20 protein-coding genes are annotated in these 17,919 nt (G+C 45.2%); 17 read left to right on the forward strand and 3 right to left on the reverse strand.

Translation table 11 applies throughout. The annotated features are described in order from the left end of the window. Positions 1-39 precede the first annotated feature (39 nt). Positions 40-3,159 carry a PKD domain-containing protein gene (locus OCC_RS02680; protein WP_004066305.1) on the reverse strand — a complete coding sequence of 1,040 codons (3,120 nt, stop codon included), beginning with the start codon at positions 3,157-3,159 and terminating at the stop codon, positions 40-42. Positions 3,160-3,461: 302 nt separating this feature from the next. On the opposite strand from OCC_RS02680, the gene OCC_RS02685 reads away from it, so the two are divergent. The 17 genes from OCC_RS02685 to OCC_RS02760 all read left to right on the forward strand — a co-directional run bounded on the left by OCC_RS02685 (position 3,462) and on the right by OCC_RS02760 (position 16,236). Continuing rightward, positions 3,462-4,244 (forward strand): BtpA/SgcQ family protein, encoded by a 783-nt coding sequence (locus tag OCC_RS02685; protein ID WP_004066306.1) that lies wholly within the window; start codon positions 3,462-3,464, stop codon positions 4,242-4,244. Between the two features lie 181 nt (positions 4,245-4,425). Next, positions 4,426-5,265, forward strand: a complete 840-nt coding sequence (locus OCC_RS02690) for an integrase (RefSeq protein ID WP_020953619.1) — start codon at positions 4,426-4,428, stop codon at positions 5,263-5,265. A 120-nt stretch (positions 5,266-5,385) separates the two neighbouring features. Next, the gene (locus tag OCC_RS02695; RefSeq protein WP_004069302.1) at positions 5,386-5,565 is read left to right on the forward strand and encodes a hypothetical protein; all 180 of its coding nucleotides are present in this window, start codon (positions 5,386-5,388) and stop codon (positions 5,563-5,565) included. 148 nt (positions 5,566-5,713) lie between these two features. After that, entirely contained in the window at positions 5,714-5,884 is a 171-nt protein-coding gene (locus OCC_RS12205) for a class III signal peptide-containing protein (protein WP_004069304.1), read from the forward strand. Between the two features lie 40 nt (positions 5,885-5,924). Further along, on the forward strand, positions 5,925-6,278 hold the full coding sequence (locus OCC_RS02700; protein ID WP_238565090.1) for a hypothetical protein: 354 nt from the start codon (positions 5,925-5,927) through the stop codon (positions 6,276-6,278). Between the two features lie 2 nt (positions 6,279-6,280). Next, positions 6,281-8,164, forward strand: coding sequence for a peptidase associated/transthyretin-like domain-containing protein (locus OCC_RS02705; RefSeq protein WP_004069309.1), 1,884 nt, complete (start codon positions 6,281-6,283; stop codon positions 8,162-8,164). Between the two features lie 4 nt (positions 8,165-8,168). Then, positions 8,169-10,259, forward strand: a complete 2,091-nt coding sequence (locus OCC_RS02710; RefSeq protein WP_004069311.1) for a FliH/SctL family protein — start codon at positions 8,169-8,171, stop codon at positions 10,257-10,259. Positions 10,260-10,378: 119 nt separating this feature from the next. After that, positions 10,379-10,810 carry a hypothetical protein gene (locus OCC_RS02715; RefSeq protein WP_238565076.1) on the forward strand — a complete coding sequence of 144 codons (432 nt, stop codon included), beginning with the start codon at positions 10,379-10,381 and terminating at the stop codon, positions 10,808-10,810. Between the two features lie 13 nt (positions 10,811-10,823). Beyond that, a complete protein-coding gene (locus OCC_RS02720; protein WP_004069314.1) occupies positions 10,824-11,159 on the forward strand; it encodes a hypothetical protein in 336 nt (111 codons plus the stop codon). Beyond that, on the forward strand, positions 11,159-11,401 hold the full coding sequence (locus OCC_RS02725; protein ID WP_004069316.1) for a hypothetical protein: 243 nt from the start codon (positions 11,159-11,161) through the stop codon (positions 11,399-11,401). The genes OCC_RS02720 and OCC_RS02725 overlap by 1 nt, the downstream gene beginning before the upstream one ends. A 3-nt stretch (positions 11,402-11,404) precedes the next feature. Then, positions 11,405-12,205: a hypothetical protein gene (locus tag OCC_RS02730; protein WP_004069318.1), complete on the forward strand. Its 801-nt coding sequence runs from the start codon at positions 11,405-11,407 to the stop codon at positions 12,203-12,205. 11 nt (positions 12,206-12,216) lie between these two features. Continuing rightward, on the forward strand, positions 12,217-12,699 hold the full coding sequence (locus tag OCC_RS02735) for a hypothetical protein (protein ID WP_004069320.1): 483 nt from the start codon (positions 12,217-12,219) through the stop codon (positions 12,697-12,699). Between the two features lie 5 nt (positions 12,700-12,704). Beyond that, entirely contained in the window at positions 12,705-12,929 is a 225-nt protein-coding gene (locus OCC_RS02740; RefSeq protein ID WP_020953620.1) for a hypothetical protein, read from the forward strand. Positions 12,930-12,940: 11 nt separating this feature from the next. Beyond that, positions 12,941-13,741 (forward strand): hypothetical protein, encoded by an 801-nt coding sequence (locus tag OCC_RS02745; protein WP_004069321.1) that lies wholly within the window; start codon positions 12,941-12,943, stop codon positions 13,739-13,741. Between the two features lie 166 nt (positions 13,742-13,907). Continuing rightward, a complete protein-coding gene (locus OCC_RS02750) occupies positions 13,908-15,218 on the forward strand; it encodes an ATP-binding protein (protein WP_238565077.1) in 1,311 nt (436 codons plus the stop codon). Between the two features lie 10 nt (positions 15,219-15,228). Beyond that, the gene (locus OCC_RS02755) at positions 15,229-15,939 is read left to right on the forward strand and encodes a hypothetical protein (protein ID WP_004069325.1); all 711 of its coding nucleotides are present in this window, start codon (positions 15,229-15,231) and stop codon (positions 15,937-15,939) included. After that, positions 15,940-16,236, forward strand: coding sequence for a hypothetical protein (locus OCC_RS02760; protein ID WP_004069327.1), 297 nt, complete (start codon positions 15,940-15,942; stop codon positions 16,234-16,236). 181 nt (positions 16,237-16,417) lie between these two features. Here the strand turns inward: OCC_RS02760 and OCC_RS02765 are convergent, their stop codons facing one another. Both OCC_RS02765 and OCC_RS02770 read right to left on the reverse strand, forming a co-directional pair. After that, positions 16,418-17,023: a hypothetical protein gene (locus OCC_RS02765; RefSeq protein ID WP_004069329.1), complete on the reverse strand. Its 606-nt coding sequence runs from the start codon at positions 17,021-17,023 to the stop codon at positions 16,418-16,420. 11 nt (positions 17,024-17,034) lie between these two features. Further along, positions 17,035-17,919, reverse strand: coding sequence for a hypothetical protein (locus OCC_RS02770; RefSeq protein WP_238565078.1), 885 nt, complete (start codon positions 17,917-17,919; stop codon positions 17,035-17,037).

Raw genomic sequence — 17,919 nt, forward strand, 5'->3', positions numbered from 1 at the left:
TATAACTTCGTTCATTTCAAAAATAAAATAAAAAGGCAGTTACCTTCTTCTCCTCAAAAGCAGGGGAACAAGAGATAATATTGCAAGTAATCCTACACCACATGTTCCCCCGGCTGCACTTGACGTTTGGGTTTGTGTTGATGGAGTGCTTGAAGTTTCTTGGGTAGTTGAGGAAGAAGTTGTAGATGGAGATGGTGAGCTTGATGTGGTCTCAGAAGTAGATGAGGCTGGAGAAGGAGAGCTCGAAGTCGTGGTCTCACTCGGAGTAGAGGTTGTCGTCGTTTCCGTGGGTGTGGGAGCTTGAGCCTCTTTCACCGTAATTGTGAACCTCTTCACATCCTCTCCGCCTTTATCGTCTCTTACAGTCAGCGTTACCGTGTAGTTGCCGGCTTCTGTGAAAACATGAACTGGTTCTGCATCCTCCGATGTCGAGCCATCACCAAAATCCCAGCTCCAGCTTACAATACTTCCATCACTATCATAGGATTTGTCAACAAAGTTTATTTCCTCCCCGGCCTTCGGTTCCTTGGGGAGGAACGTGAAGTCGGCTGTGGGAAGGACGTTCGCCGGAGAAACCGTTATCTGCTTGGAGTAGCTTGCTTTCATACCCCCGTCATCTTCGATTGTGAGTATTACCGTATATGTGCCCGGATCGGAGTAAGTGTGCTTGGGATTTCTTTCCGTTGAAGTCGAGCCATCTCCAAAGTCCCAGCTCCAGCTCACAATGCTTCCATCTTCGTCACTTGAAGAGTCGCTAAAGCTCACATCTTCTCCGGCTTTTGGAAGTTCTGGGGAGTTGGTAAACATGGCCGTTGGTTCTTTGTTCGGGAGAACAGTTACGCTTTGGGTGCATGTATTATTGGCTCCCCATACGCCTTCTACATAGAGACTGACCACATAATCCCCGGGCTCAGAATACCTGTGGGTATAGTTGCTTTGCATCTCCCCGGTGTTCTCGAGTACCGTGCCGTCACCAAAATCAAGGCGCCACTGTTTAACACCCCCGCCTCCCGAAGCGGAAGTCTGGACGAGGGCATCGAATGGCACTTTGCCTTCCTCAGGTTCTACCTGGACGCTACATCCAATGGAGGAGAGTGCTGAGACCAATAACGCAATGCTTGGGTTTAAGTTGAAGAGACTGCTGGGCGGCAGTCCCGATGTGATGGAATTCTGAAGCACGGCGTACTGAAATCCAAGGGGACTTAGTTCTCTTATTGCGTAATAATTCCCCTTGCTTGGCACGTAGAAGTCGAGGACTAAGTGTCCATCCTCACTGTCGAGGTATGCAACAGCGGTTGCATTATACCATTTGTTTTTGTCGGTGATCCTTCCCTTGTACTCTATCTGCAATTCAGTCTCGTTGCTTATCGAGACTTTGTGGGTGGTTATCTTGCTCCTTCCGTAATTCCCCTGGACACTAAGTGTATAGGAGCCAAATAAGGCATTAGTAGATTGCTTAAACCCAGCAGAAACCGAGAGGCTAAAGGTATTCTTCGTCTCGCGCCAGTTGAAGTCACTCATAGAGAACTTTTTGCCACCGGTTACCTTTCCTACCTCAATTGTGTATTTGAAGAGCTCGTTAGAGAGTTCATAGTTGGGCAGCTCCTCTGCCCTGGTTGGATACGAATTTATGTCCCCTATGGTGTGAACGCTCGAGTTGTAGTTACTCAAATGAATGTGGGGCTTTCCCTTTGGAACCGTGACGAGTATGTACTGGTGTTCACCATCTATCACTGCGAGCTCAGGCGGGCTTATGATCGGGAACTCGTAAATATCGTAGTCTGTGCTGACTGTTAAAATGGCATCCGCCATGTCTGCGGTTATTGTGTGCGTGTCACTTATAATGTGACCCTTTCCTCTGGTGGCCTCAAACTTCTGAGAGACCTTGACTCCCAGGTTGAACTCAGCACTTGCCACCCCGGAGCTTATTTTTCCCGAAAGACCAACGGACAGTGCCATGTCGGTGACGGCCTTCACAGACACCTCCATAGTCTGTGTATTCTTTGTCATGTACGTGGCGTAGAAGATGCCTGTTTTGTTTATTACGTCAAAATCCACGGGCGGCGAGTTGATGACGGCTATTACCTTGTTTGTTACGCTCATCGTGCTGTGGATTGGTTCTCCCACCGTGATGGAGTTTCCATCCACATCTCCCACTGCCAGGCCGGCACCATGCTCGAAGTGGGCCTTGAATCCGTCCGGACCGTTGAGTAAACTGCCCCCCATATCGTACACTTTTATCCTGCCGGATTGGGAGGCCCACACTATCTCATCAACGCCGTCCCTGTTGACGTCTCCAACGGCCAATCTGTCGCCCTTGGAGAAACCAATGCGGAAGTAGGAGATTTCCCTCTGTTTGTACTGTCCTCCTTCCTTTTCGAACTTGAATACGTATATGCCCGCTCTCTGTCCGTAGTTGTCGGAGTCTCTGCTCGCGATCACGAGTTCGCCCATGCCGTCGAGGTTTACGTCCCCAACTGCCATTTCATCCCTATTGCTGAAGTCAAAGCTATAGTCCTCCTTTGTGGAGAATCCTCCAAGTGAATTTCCATACATATCGTAGATGGTGATCATGTTTTTGTCGTGATCCGCCCAGAATATCTCCGCCACTCCATCGCCGTCTATGTCCCCCACCGCTATGTTGTCTTCATCGGAGAAGTCTATTCTAAATTTGCTGAGCTCGTTGAAATGCTGGTCATATATCTTTATCCAGTCGTCCCTGTCTGCGAACACTATCTCCTCCTTCCCGTCTCCGTTAACGTCTCCGCATGCAATATCATCACCGGCTTCAACTTCTCCCCCACGCCTGGCAAGTTCGTTCCCATTGCGGTCGAATATATAGATCTTGTCCGAGCTTCTGTCCGCATGTATTATCTCGTCCTTCCCGTCTCCGTTAACGTCTCCAGCCGCTATCTCATCCCACATCTCGTAATCCTTTTTAAAACTGTAGAGAAGATTTCCTGTTTCGTTTTCATAGCTCAATATCTTGTCTCCCCTATCTCCAATGATGATCTCCTCGTCCTTTATGACCCTCCCGCCGAGTCCACTTATGAGGTCTGCGTCTCCTGCATAGACTTTGGGAACAGTTGGGGTGAGTAACCAGGTAGAAAATAAAACTAAAGCCAACAAAACAAGAGTGCCCCCTTTGTGGAAACGCATGTTTTCACACTCCTAGACTTACCAGGGTTTGCAGAATCGCAAACCACGATAAGTCTAAAGTTGAAATATCTTTCATCGTATTTATCTTTTTTCAATATTTTGTTGTCATTATTCAGCAATATTCTAACATTATTTTGATATTTATCCAAACAACACATTTCAATTATGGTCACTTTGTTGTTTTTAGTTAACATCATAAAAGTAATACCAAAAGTATCACAAGAACAATTAAACCACATTTAAATCTATGGCAAGTTAGAAAAACTTATTATTCGTGTCACCATTTTTCCTCTGGTGATCCTATGAACTTTAAAGAAAAACCACTCATCGGGATGGTTCATCTCAAGCCTTTGCCCGGATCATATCTCTACCAAAATGATCTTGACGAAGTCATTAACCATGCACTAAGAGAAGCAAAAAAATTAGAAAGAGCGGGATTTGATGCAGTAATGATTGAGAACTTTAACGATGTACCTTTTCCGAAAACTGTTGAGCCTATAACTGTTGCCTCTATGAGCGTCATCGCAAAAGCAATAAGAGATGAAATCTCCCTCCCACTTGGCATAAATGTCCTAAGAAATGATGCCATAGCGGCTTATTCTATAGCATATGCCACAAAGGCGGATTTTATTAGAGTGAATGTCCTAAGCGGAGTTGCATATACCGACCAGGGAATAATCGAGGGAGAAGCTCATAAACTCGCAAGACTCAGAAAACTCCTCCCTTCAGAGATCAAGATTTTTGCAGACGTTCACGTTAAGCATGCTTACCATTTCGGAGATTTTGAGGAGGCTTTGAGGGATACTGTTGAAAGAGGATTGGCAGATGCCGTGATAATCAGCGGAAAAAGAACGGGCAAGGAAGTAGAAGTGGAGAAGCTAAAACTTGCCAAAGAACTTTCAAGTGTTCCTGTTTTGGTTGGCTCTGGGACAACTTATAAGAATTTACCAAAGCTGTGGAGCTATGCAGATGGGTTTATTGTCGGGACATGGATCAAAGAAAACGGAGACACAAAGAAGAACATCGACCTAGAAAGGGCGAGAAAGCTGGTGGAGCTGGCAGAAAAACTCCGAAAAGGCACATAGATTAAATATCTGCCGAATTATTGGGAGCATCCTTTTATATTCTCCCCAATTTCTCTTTTAAAAGCTCATAGAGTCCCACTTTTGCAAAGTTGGTTAGCAAGTCATTGGGAAATAGCAGAAGATTTTGGATAGTGGAAATTTTTGAGAAAAGCATACAAAAGTTTGGTGCGGTGGCCGGGATTTGAACCCGGGTCACCGGCTTGGAAGAGCGTTAAATCTCAATGAACTGTGGAATCTTCATCAAAAGCCTTTCTCAGAATGGCTCTCTGGTCAAGTGAGCAACTCAACAGCGAAAGACTACTTAAGCGTGCTCAATCGTTTCTTTGGTCGCTATAAGATTAGCTCATTTGAGGATCTCAGAAAGGCATTAAATGCTGAAAACTACAAGAGTAACCTTGCGAAAGCGCTCAGGAATTTCGTTAGGTATCTATATCTGCATGACGTAATCAGCTTTGAGCTTTATGAGAAGTTTAAGGCAATCATCAAGATAAAGAAAGCGGGAGCTTCAAGAACGTTCATAACTGATGAGGAACTGAGGGAAGCATATGGCTATTTCAAGAAACACGGAAGAAGAGAGGAGTTGATTCTTTTCAAGCTCTTGGTTTTCAGCGGGTTAAGGTTGACTCATGTGATTAAGGTTCTCAATGAGTTTGATGGGAAAAAGCTGACAGTTCTCGGAAACATAGCGAAGTATGAGCTTTTTACTCATGAAGGAACTAAGCTTGCTTACTATGCGTACATGCCTAAAGAGCTTGCTGAGGAGCTCTTCAAGTCAGATTACAGCTATGACATGGCTAAGAAGTATTTGAGGTATGGCAGAGTTACGGCGAAGAGCATTCGTAAGTGGTTCGCAACGTTCCTAATCAAGCGGAATGTTCCTCCATCAGTCATTAACTATATTCAAGGCAGGGTTCCGCAAAAGGTTCTTGATGCCTATTATGCTGAATTGGAAAATCTTGCGGATGAGGCTTACTCGAAAGTTGTTGAGGATTTAAAGAAGGTGCTGGAGGGAGGGCCTTGATAACGACTTTGGGCATTATTTTAGGCTCTCTTGAGGTTTTTGTTTTGTTCGGGATGTTTTATTATGGAGTTTGGGGCTTGGTCAAGCTCTCAATTACAAGTTTTAGGAGGTGGCTTAAGAATGGCTCAATCTGTGAAGTTCGTAAGAGGAGTATACATCGATTCTGAAATTGAGAAACGGGCGAAAGCCCTTGCGAAGGTAAAGGGAACAAGTGTTAATCAAGTGTTTAGAGAGGCGGTTCTGAAACTCTACAGGATGGAGCTTGGAAATGTTAAGCCTGAAGAAATCCTTGAGGAGTGATTATTTTTAATTTTTGCTTATACTTTAAGCTTAATTTGTTCTTATTTGCTTATAAATCCTTCTTTCCAAATTTCAAGTAAAATAAGTTGTCTTTCGGGTAAAATAAGCTGTTCTTTGAATCAGCTGAAAAGTTTGGGAGGTTTGGGTAATGAAAAGAAGGGCTCAAGGCGCTTTGGAATACTTGTTTATGATTGCAGCAGCGCTCATCATAATCTTTCTTGCAGTACGTTATTTAACAAGAACAAGCTCGACAGCGACTGATTTGGGCAATTCAACGCTTGAGAACATCACTCAAGAGCTTGAGAATGCCGGATTTTGAGGTTGTTAAAACAGGCTGAGGGAGGTGCTTCGGCTTGAAAATGAAAAGTTGGGTTCAAATTTTGATTTTTGTGCTGATATTAGGCTTTTTCAGTTATGTGGCTTGGGATTCAATAACTAAAGAAGCAGCGTTTTTCGGTGCTTTAGCAGGGCCCACATTGCATTGGGCTTTGACTAACAAGGGCAACAAGAACGTTATTTATATTAAACCCTTGACAGCTGGCTGGAGGGTGCTTATATACGACATCCTCCTGGCAACTTGGATCATTGCGCTTTACCAAAGTGCAGGGAACTTTGATGCTTTTCTTGACAGTTTGATGGCTTTGAGTGAAAAAACTGCCTTGCTGATGGCCCTCGTGGGTGGGATTTTCATTGACTACGGCGTGGAGGGATGAGGATGAGAAAGGCGTTAAGCTTAGTTTTGGGTTTGTTGGTGCTTTTAACGGTGTTCAGTAATACAGTAAAGGCGGAGAATATTTATTTAGAACATTTTGATGGAAGTTTTTCATTTTCAAGAACAAGCGTAGATGCATATCTTTATTATGATCAAATATCCTTTCCCTCACCAATACGAGCTGAGCTAATAGAGTTCTATTTAGTGCAATTTGATGTTCCATCGGAAGGCTGGCAATATATCTATATTGTGGGTGAGGACGGTTACAAATACGGTATACGCACTTGGGCAGGTAGTAGTAATACAATAGAAATACAGAACAGGACTTCAGATCTTAAATCTTACTCAACACTTGCAACGCTTACAGCACCCGCTGAGGGGTCAAAGGTATTGTTCAGGTTGGAGTGGGATAATAATGTAGGTGCTTATATTGCGTCAATATACGTAGAAGAGAATGGATCATTTACACTATTCGACCAAGCGCAGACATCATTAACGACAAAATTAAGCGCAATAGGGTGGGGTATTGGTGGAAATAACAAAGATTTAAACCCCGCTTATTCGGTGAGTAACTCAATATTAACGTATACTTCGGGTGCGGCGTGGCATATAGAGGTGGATTATGTTAAAATTGCTGTAAATGACTATAATGTGTTGTTTAACTTAAAAGATGCATTAACGGGTCAAGGACTAACGGGCGTAACGGTTAAAGAAGGTAACACAACTTTAGGCACTATAAGTGACGGTGAGAGCTTAACACTTAGCAGAGGAACACACAACTTAACTTTTGAAAAAAGCGGTTATTGGAGTGTTACAAAAACGATAGATGTTCAAAGTGATATGAGCGTTAGCATTGAAATGTATCCATCCGACACAGCGTTTAAGTTCTTAAACTTCCCAAGCGACATCCAAGTTTATGAGAACACTATCTACGAGCTAACCTTCACAATAAGCCCAATCACCACAGACGCAACTTATAACACTTATTTGAGCATTTCAGGATTAAACAATCTCCTTGAAGTTAAAAAAGCTGGCCAAGCTATTTCTCCAGAATCGGGTAAATACTACCTCGGCGACATCTCTTCGCCTGTCCAGGTCAGCATCAAGTTCAAGGCGGGCGCGGTCGGCCAGCACGGGTTCACTCTGAGCGTTGAGAGCCACGACGCCATCATGTCAAAGACCTACACGACCACAAAGAGCGTCACATACACCGTCGAGCCGCTCCCGTTTTCGGTTCAGGTGCCGAGTGAGTGGCAGGTCGGCACGAACACTCTGAGGATTTCCGAAAGCTCCGGCCAGAGCTACCTCATCACTGCGGTTCTGAAAGACTCAAGCGGAAACGAGGTCTGGAGCGATTCACACGCCTTCAGCCCCTACGAGGCGTACTCCTTCAGCGTCAATGTGCCCTCCGAGGGTTCATACACCTTAGAGCTGCAATGGAACGGCCAGGTCGCGACCTATGACGTTATCGTGAATCCTGCCATCACGCTCACCACGAAGACTTTGACTGTGCAGAAGGGCGGAGAGGGCACGATTGTCCTCCACTTCAAGAACCCATCGAGCGATGTTCAGTACTACACTATCAAGGTCTCGGGCGGCTTCCTGCCTTCTGAGATCAACCAGAGCATCAGCGTCGGCCCTCTCACTGAAAAAGATGTCTCAATATCCTTCGCCGTGCCCGAGGAGCTGACCTATGACGCCTACGAGCTACAAGTTCAGGTTCTCCAGGGCAACACTACCGTATTCTCCGACAAGGTTGCAGTCAGCATCTCTGACAGCGGAGGATTCACACTCTTCGGCGGCAGCTCAAGTGGGAACACCTGGCTCTGGCTCGGTGTTGGCGGGCTTGGGCTTCTCGCTTTAGTTGGACTTGCCAGGAGGAGGTGAGGTAATGAGGCTCTTCTTTTCTCATTTTGAGAAGCAGAAAGGCGAGGAGGAAAGACTGGAGAAGAAGCCACGGAAGAGGAACAAGATTGGAAAAGCCCTAGCAAGCACGGCCATAATGCTCATGCTCTTAGTCAGCATCTACGCTGAGCCTGTCGCCGCCTGGCCAGGAGAAGGCCTCTTCAACAGTATAAAGGAAAAGGTCGATGATCATGCCACAGCAATTGTTGGAGCGGCGCTAATAGGCGTGGGTGTTGTGGCCACTGCGACAGGTGTGGGCGCTGTAGTTGGAGGTTACGCAATCATTGCTGGAGCGAGTTTGATAGGTATTGACTACCTCGGCCATAAGGCTGACAAATGGTTTGGCTCTTCTGACACAGCAACAATGACAAGCTCAAAAAATGCAACTGAGAGCAATGCTGAGAACGATGATGATAATCCTGACGCGAGCAAGCTTACCGATGACGCAAACCAGGCAGGTTATAAGGCCGTTGCTGAGCTTACCGCGAAGCTCCGCTCTGATTTTATTCAGTACGGATCAAGCAGTTACGGCGGCGACCTTTCGGCAGAGATATGGGGCCCGTCGAGCATCTATGGATTTTCAGCATTTCCAGCACAGGTGAGGTTGACTGCCTCCGAATCACCGATACCCTTCAACGTCGTTCACCTGCTTGATATCACAATTTATGTTATTGACAAAGACGGAAACAAGTACTGGACAAGGACATGGAGTTATAATCTTGGAGAAGCCGTGCTCAATCCCGGTCAGAGCGCAGTATATACTACTGTCCTCAAAGGGCCCGATCCTCTCTTATATCAGATAAAGAACGCTGTGGACACGGGACAAATCAGCAGAGATCTTTACGATAAAATCTGGAACACCAGTACAAGTGAGTTTGAGATTCATGTGCACGTCACTGCAAAGAGGGAGGCCTGGAAAGGCTATCCTAACGCGACTACTGAAAGCGACTGCCAAGCCGTGAACGGGAAGTGGTACAACGGCGAATGCTATGTTTTTGACAAGTACATTGACATTTCCCTCGATGCTGAATCAACGTCAGCTTGGAAGCATGTTACTGGTTCAGCGGACGTTGCGACGATTTCCGATGGAATGTACGGCACTCTTCCAATTAAGTTCCTTCAGACAGATGCCGCTTCCAAATGGGTGATCTATCAGAGCCGCTATGCTGGTGCTCTAAGCAACTTCGTGGTGGTGACTGCAGCGTCTCCGGTTCACGTTCTCAATGCTACCGCCAACTACAAGTTCATAATCGCACCGAACCCTGACTACTTCAATCCTGCTAATCCAACGATCACCGACGACTTCCGCTTCGTAATCCTCAGAGTGCTCAATGGTGGTGGAATTGAACCTGCAGACCAGGTGACCGGGCAACTTGGCGACCTCACAACTACAAAAGAAATGCCTTTGACTGCCCATTACACAGACGCTCCAGGAGTTCTGACGTATCATGCACTCGGGCTGGCTTACGTGAACGTTGTTAGAGATGATGGAACTAAAATACCTGTTTGGCTCGTTGCTGAGCCTCAGATTTCAGTACAGCAGAACGTCATAGTCGCCGTCGCCGACACAGAGGTTCAGAAGTTAATTGCTTCTTTCAAGAACAACGATAGGACTGCGGTTGAGGGAACCATCCAGAGCCTAATACAAGGACTCCAGCAGAAGATCCAAGATGCCGAGGATCTCCTTCAGAAAGCCAAAGGTATGGGGAATGAGCAGGCCGAGAAGTGGGCGCAGGCAGCAATAGATGAGTATAACACTGCAATCGAAGATCTGAAGAAGGCAGGGCAGGCCGATGATTACCAACAGTTCTTGAATATGCTGAACGCGGCGAAGAAACACGAGCAGGCTGGAGATTACTACCGTAACGCGGCGAGGAAGGCTTTGAATGGCGATGAAGAGCAGGCGAAGATTGACGCTCAAAAGGGACAGGAGTACTCCGACCTTGCAAAGGAGTACGAGCCACACTTCAGTCTATCTGCCGCAAAAGCGTTCCTCTCAAAGAAACTCCTCGGAATACCGCTCTGGTTCTGGCTTGTGGTGATTATCGGTTTGATTGTTTTGAGAAAACTGCTTTGAGGTGGTGAAAGGTGGTTAGCGAAAAAAGCCTGAAGTGGGGCCAGTGGGCCTTGAAGACGGCCCTGGCCTCCGGCTTCCTCGGCCTCGTTCTCTGGTATGGGGCCGAAAAGAGCGTAACAATGGGACAGATCAACACGGCACTAGCAAGCATACCACTGGCTTTTGTGGTGCTGATAGAGATCTTCGACAAGATTGTCGACAAAAACGACTTCTACAACAGTCTATACAAGCAGTTTGGAGCGAACAAAAGCCGTGGGAGTGGAATACTGATTAGCCTGCTCTTTGCGGCACTTGGAATGGCAGTTATCCTGTGGGCATTGACTGGAACAATCACGATGAACCTCGGCACCTACGGGCCAGCCAACATAGTCGTCGCTGGACTAATCAGCCTATACATCTTCGCTCCAGAGACGGGAGATGACGAGCTCCTCTTGTGGGCTTGGATTGCAGCCACGATAGCAACGAAGGGCCAGTATCTTGCCCTCCTGCCAGGCTGGAACTTCTCAACCGGCCTTAGCATGCTCGTGAGGACACTTATTCCTGCGCTCTGAGGAGGGAAAAACAATGCTCGGCAGGATTGCAGCAGCTCTCATCGCTTACCTCCTTTGCATTTTCCACTTCAGCGACTCAATGACGACAGTAGGTCAGCTCTTTGGATTAAGCGGCTTTTGGGCCTTGTTCATTCCGAGCACCTTGGTTGGTCTTGCAGTGTACAGAATCAGCGACCTAGACAGGTGGGGCCTTTGGGACGCAGCATCATTCCTCATCATCGGCAGCATTGCACTCCTCGCAATGACCAACGACCCCGAAGCGACCGCCTACGAGCTCGTCAAGGGCGTCGTGAGCTTCAGCGTTGCCGCGATCCTCGGTGCACTCGCCTTGAGGGGAGGTGGGCGCTGATGGATGTGAACAGCATCCTCGACGGGTTCAGGAACACTGCAACAGCTCACCCGTACCTCGGGCTAGCAATACTGCTCTTCCTGATCGGTGCCCTCGTCAGGGGCAAAGCGTCGCTGGTATTCTACCTGCTCGGGTTCATCGCGCTCCTGCAAGAGTTTTCGTTGTTTGATGTGTTTGTCGACTTCCTAAAGACTCTCCCCGACAAAATAAGCGCCCTCATGGGCAGTTTAGGAGGTGTTTGAGAAATGAAGAAAAAGGAAAGGCAGATCGTAACAATCGGATTGGTGTTGCTCTTCGCCGCCATCAGCTGGTGGGCTTACAACAACGATGGCGGCGGGCTAATTGACTTGACTGACAGCCTGAACAACACGACTGAGAAGACAACCTATCAGCTCACCATCAGCGACCTCCTGGCAACCGTTGACCAGGCGACCGGGCACGTGACGATTTCATTCAGCCTGACGAACGAGGAGCACTTCAACATCAGCAACGTTGAAGTCCTCTATGCTCTGAACGTTGCCGACCCGAACAACGCGACCTACATTGCCCTGAACGCCACAGTCGAGAACGGCACTTACAAGGCCGAGATTCCGAGCAAGTTCGGCGACGTGGTTTATTACAAGGTTAAGGTGGTTTACGACGCTGGAAAGACTCTTGAAAGCGATGTGAAGAGCATTACCGTCACCGACACGACTGCTCCAACTCTGAATTCAGTTACTATCGATTACAACAGCACTGCTGGAACCTTCAGCATTGACTTCAACGCGACTGACAACGACGCCATAGCAACCTATTACGTCTATTACGCCGACCTTGGCACCAGCAACACCGTCAGCAACACCACAACATTCACAGCAGTCAACGCGACTACCCTGCCACTCACCATCAGCAACATCACGGAGGGCCACTATTACGCGTTCTACTTCAAGGTTGAAGACCTGAGCGGCAATATTATTGAGCTCTACAACGAGACAAGCCCGTACATCATCCAGGCCAACGCGACCACGACCTGGCCGGTTGTTGTGACTGAGCAGAGTTCGAGCTGAGGTGGGCTGAAATGTACGCCCACCGCTCTTCCCCATCTTTTTCAAAAGTCGTTCTGAGACTCTTCGCGGTGGTTAGCTTAATTTTTTTGGCTTATTTTAGTTATTCGACGTTTGCCGAGCATGATGAGATAAAAGAGCGCCTTTACGAGCTTGGTTATCCAACTGAGGGGTTCATTTTCACAAACGGCACAATACGGTGGGCTGACGGACACCTCACAATAGTTCAGGGAGCTTATGTCGAGGACTATTCGATCACCGCGGAGCAAGCGTACGAGATAGCGAGGAACTACCTCGCAAGCTACAACGAGAAGCTGAAAGAATACGACTACAAGATCTATCCTGACAAAAAAACGCTCACAGAGAAAGAAAAGAACGGGCAGAGGTATTGGGTTTTCGAGCTGAAGCTCGACACGGGCGGCTCAAAGCTCTTCGCGGGCTTCATTTGGGTGAACCGGAAGACTGGAGCCGTCTCGGTGAAGGGCCTTTTGGGGTGATGCGCATGAAAAAACTCGGAGTTATCCTTGTTTTGATACTAATCACCTCCACGCTCGGATGCGTAGGAAAAGATGGGGTGGTTTTCCTTCCAGAAGACAACTCAAGCACGAGCGAAACTAACAGTACGGGCAGCCTTGAAAATGCAACTTTCAACGACACAACCTCACCAATAAACGAAACAGACGCGACTCCCCCCTATGAGCCGGGCCCGGATAATGAGACGCGGTGAGGTGATGAAGAATGAACTTCAGAGGTATGAAGCTCATACTTCCTATTATAATATATATGATAGTAGGCTTCGGGCCGGCTTCGGCAGCATCATTTTACATCTGGACGAGCAGCATCCACGTTGGCGAGAAAGTCCAAGTTAATGACATCATTCTCACAGTCGACAAAGACATCCGGACAGGCGCACTCGCGCTCGTAGTCGAGGGTGAGGGCAAACTGCTTTTTGACGGGCAAAAGATGCAAGTCGAGAACCTGAATATCAGCTTTACCGTATTCGGAAACTACGGCGTTGTGACGGTGGAAAGCGCTGAACCGTTCAGCGTGAACACGAATGGGGATATCCAGGCGCTGAAGGAAGAGAACAAGAGGCTCAAAGCCGAGAATGTGAGCCTCACGAAGCAGGTCAAAAGCCTCCAAAAGGAGAACGAGAAGCTCAAGCAGCAGGTTTCCGAGCTTCAAAACAAGCTCAAAGATCTCCCAAATGCAGCAGCCTTAAACGTGCAGATCGTGAACCTGACAAAAGAGAACAGAGAACTCAAAGCACAGCTCGCAAACATCACGAACAAGTACAACGCTCTGCAAGCCAAAGCCGACTTTCTCGAACAGCAGAACGAAGAATACAGAAAGATGATTCAAACGCTTCTTCAAGAAGCATCCCAAAAGAGCGAGCAGAGTTATATTGAGAAAGCGAAGAAGGAAAAACTGATCGGTTCTGTGATCATCAAGACTTTAATCGCCGCAGGAGGAATTGTCGGCCTGATCGGATTCTTATTGTATCGTGGAAAAAGGAGTTGGGAGTATGGAGGCCTCTAAAAACGTATTGTGCGAAAAAAGGGATAATTTTGTTTTAAAATTACGTTGCATGACTCGCACACTAGGACAATTCCTGAATTTAGAAAATAAGGGAGGATAAGGCTGAATTTCATAAAACAATATAATTCCGTGCATATGTCCCATATCACAAAAAGCAAGTAGAGAGGTGGGTTATTTGGGAGTAGAAATCTATATAGGTAAAAACACAGAAAGAGAGAAACGATACATCGACCTTAAGGAAACAGAGGCAAATCATATTACTTTCCTTGGACCTAGTGGTTCAGGAAAAACAACAGTCGAGAGGGCCCTTGCAGAGGAGATTTATGAAAAAGTACCTGGAGCATTGGTAATAGTAATTGAGCAAAAATACGATAAGAACAAGGTAAAAGATCTAAACGATTTCATAAAAGCATTAGCAAAAATCAAAGGAAAAGAATTTGTAAAAGAGAACTTCTATGAAATAATCCAATATCTTTCAATGGTAGCTAACGATGGGATTAAATATGGAAAAATGGGCGATTTTGCCTTTGGATGGCCCAACTATCCATTCTCAATAATATCGGTCTCAGAACGTGATCGCCACAGCATTCTGAGCTGGCACGGGTTGAAACCAAAAAGATTTCCTGTTAAAAGAATAGTGTTCAGACCAGTTAGAGACATTGAAGCAATAGAAAAAGACAATAACTGCAAGGTTGTAGATGGGAAAATAAGATACAAAGATGTTGATTTCTCATTCATTGAAAAACTGGCCCAAATAAACAGAAACACACTCTATGGAAGAATTATCAAGCAAGCATGGGATCTGGAAAAGAGAAGGGATCCAAAACTCTTGGAACAGTTTGCGGAGGAGTGGCAAACAAAATACAGGCCAAACTCAAATGGTCCAAGTACCACATATCTCTCAATCTTGGAAGTGGCAAACCTTCTCAAACAAGATGTTATTTTCACCAAACATAAAGATTTCACCTCAGAGCTCTCAACAGATGTTATTAACGTCATTGATTTCTCAGCAAATAGTGAATTATATCCTGAGGAAGAGGCATGGATAGTTAAACATCTTGTGAACTTTGTTGTCAAGAAATATGTTCGCTTCAGGAATACTCCAGTTTTTGTCATTTTTGATGAAATTCAAAACATACTCCAATACTATGATGGCAAATTAGCCGTTGAGAAACTACACAGAGAAGGCAGAAGCAATTGGGTAAACATCATTGCAGGCACTCAATACATGTACGGTTTACCAGCATTCTTAGTCTATGGAGCCGCTCATATTGGAATAGTCGGGAGGATAGCGAGTGCAGATGATGAACTACTTTTGAGTAAGGTCATCAAAGACTTCAAAAGGATAAAAGAGCCTAGAGCTAAGACATTTAAAGATTACAAGAATCTTAAACCCCAATTAAAGGGTCGTGGTTGGTTTTCTTTTGATAAAATGTACACGGAGCGGATTTACTTCCGCCCACCACAAAGCTTGTGAGGTAGTTAATATGGGAATTTTGGATAAATTTAGGAGAAAAAAGAAGAAAGAAGCGGAAGAAACAGCTAAATACCTGCCTAAAACTCTGGAAGATGAGGATATGATTCCATTCGTTGAAGATCGGGTCATCGAAAGAGCAAGAAAATTGAAAGAGCTCAACTACAAATATGCTCAAGTATTTGAACCCAAACAGAGGCTTTTAATCTGGTTTAATGGAAAAGAAAGCAAAATAATAGGTTATCCCCAAGGACTGCGAGTAGATCTTGATGACTACATAATCCTCTACCAAGTAAGGCCACCAACATGGCTCGACAGCATAATCCAGTCTCTGCTAAGAGTCTTTGGGAAACATCCCCCTCTAGCGATAATTAGAGCTCCAAAGCAAATAGTGAAATTTGGAGATGAAAGCATTACAATCCTCTCACACGCATTCATTATCAACGAATACCAGGAATATGAAGCTGTTCCTCTCACAGAAAACATCGTCGATGCTAAGTTGTATTTAGCTTTGAAGGAAGAAAACGATATGCTTTGGGATTTAATCTCAATATTAAGGCATAGAGTTCCAGAGGTTGTTGAAGACGCCATGAAAATGAACCCAAGAATAAAGACTTACATGAGCACCAAAGCCCAAGACCAAGTTGAAGGAAAGAAAGAAGAGAGATTTGGCGGTGTTGAAGTAGACTTCAGTGATCCCTTCAAGAGGTTTAGGGGGATTTAAATGATGAGCGCCTATGAAGTTGTGGATGAGGACTTCCTTAAAGGCATATCTGAAACAACAGATGAAGGTAGAGCAAAGAAAAATACTGGAGATAGTAGGCCGGGAAAGCTCCCAAAAAAAGAGCTCAACAAAATGCTCATAACATCGATCGTGCGCAGATTAAAGAGACTCTACTTCAGCGTTCCAAAAAGCGAGGACAGAATCCTGATCGAAGAAACCCTTGAAGACCTCACTCAACTGATGCTGATTAACAACATTGCGACAGAACTGCTCACAAAAAACGAGAAAAAAGAATAAGGACACTATAAAAACTCAATCTCAATATATCTTTCAATTTCCTTTTCCTCTTTCTCTCCAGGAAGATCATATTCCTCAATTATTACAGTTGGCACTCGATCTCCCATCATAATCCCCTAATTTGCCTTGAGTCGCTTTTTACCCATTATTTTTTCAAACATTACAAATATAAAAGAAAGGATTAGTGGAGTTTTAAGAGTTCCTCCTCCATCTTTGTATCATCCATCTCCAAGACTTCCCTAATCTTCTCTAAAATCCTTTCATTTTCCTTCTTAACTTCATCTGATGGTCTCTTACTTTCAATGAGTTTATTATAGGATTCTAAATCAATCTTTTTATTTTTGAGAAACATATCTACCTTCCGAGCCATTCTTAAGATATATCCAAGGTCAGTAACCGAAAGCTTATAACCTATCGTACTTCTAGTAACTGGATCCACATACTGAGATCGTGCTCTTGTGTAATCTTGTTTCAGGAAGTTCTTGACAGGTTGTATTTTTTCAAAATTAGAATCTCGCCGTGCATTCATCTGCATCTTTGGGAGCACTTCCTCTTCAAGATAACCAATTAATGCATATTTTAGTTCATCTATATTCAAGCGACTTTTTATACTTTCATCAACATTTCTTGCAGTTGCTAGTGTTTGTAAAGCAATAAATGCAACAATTAGAACTTGGAGAACACTATTGAGCTTCATTATAGAGGTTTCATCTTGAATTACTAATACAGTCACTGCGTATAACACCGTAAGTGCGATTAAAGTCCAACCAACTTTCCCTACCTCCATTTTACATCACCTCACGGCAACCGGCCGACTTCTTGATCATCCACACTAAACATCCAACCAACATTGTTCCAACCAGTCCTAACAGGCTTAATCTCCACGACCCTACTTTCATTTTTTCCTGCTCTAAACTTAACCGCATGATCTATACGCTCATCCAACTTGTAATTATTTACCTTCAATTCAAGCTTACCACTAGCCACCAACTTTGCCTCGATCACATCGTCATCAACAACCAAAGTTGCCACTTTCCTAGCCCCTGCTCCAATCAAAATCACTCCAGGCACTAAAATAAGGAATATTGCCACAAAATATAAGGCGTCCTTATCACTAGTATCTTCCTTGAAGACATACATAGTTTCAACAACACTCACAACTTTTGACGTTATCAAGCTAAAACTATTATCATAGTGTATTGTGTACTTGCCCGTTCCATACTTTGTAAGATTAAGTTTGAGATGAATTGGGGATGTAAGCTTCCCATAATCGACCCTGCCTTTTGGAGTGTCTATGTATATCCTAAGATCGTTATTACCACCTGATACAGAGACATTGATCTCAAGAACGTGATTTTTTGGATCATTAACAGTCCATGAATGATACCATTCTTGAGCAGGTTTGATTGTCCAAGAATCGGACCAATGTGTTACAGGAGCCCAATAATACTCGGGAGTGAGAGTAGCCGCAAATATGAACACAATGGATGCGAGGATTATCAGTATAATGCCAACCCATGCAGTCTTGAAGAACACCCATCTCTTGGAAAACCTGACGCCCTCAGGGTAAATTTTGGGAACCCTGTCTGAAGCTTTTGGCACACCCAAATCCTTATAAGGAGGAATATCCCCACTATCCCTTGAACCCTCCAATCTCCTTCCCTCCATATTCCTTAATTTCAA

This window comes from Thermococcus litoralis DSM 5473, assembly GCF_000246985.2.
Lineage (GTDB): Archaea > Methanobacteriota_B > Thermococci > Thermococcales > Thermococcaceae > Thermococcus_A > Thermococcus_A litoralis.